The 237-nt window shown below is 57.4% G+C and carries 1 pseudogene; it reads left to right on the top strand.

The features are described 5' to 3' along the window. Nucleotides 1–202: pseudogene (locus tag ACTHS3_RS18600) on the top strand (bifunctional 4-hydroxy-2-oxoglutarate aldolase/2-dehydro-3-deoxy-phosphogluconate aldolase); the annotation flags it as partial. Nucleotides 203–237: the final 35 nt, after the last annotated feature.

The raw sequence follows: 237 nt of genomic DNA, 5'->3' as shown, positions 1-237 counted from the left end.
CCACAACAGTGGCATACCCCTGATTCCGGGAGTTGCCACTCCTGGCGAATTCCAACTGGCTTTGGAACACGGCATCGACACCCTCAAACTATTCCCTGCCGAAGTCGTTGGCGGCAAAGCCATTCTCAAAGCCCTGTACGGCCCTTACGCCCAATTTCGCTTATTCCCGACCGGCGGCATCAGCCAGGCAACCGCACCCCAGTAAATGGCACTACCAAATGTCTTGTGCGTCGGCGG

It is taken from the genome of Neisseria sp. P0009.S007 (assembly GCF_051962515.1).
Note: the sequence above shows the minus strand (reverse complement) of the source record. Positions and strands in the feature narration are given on the sequence as shown.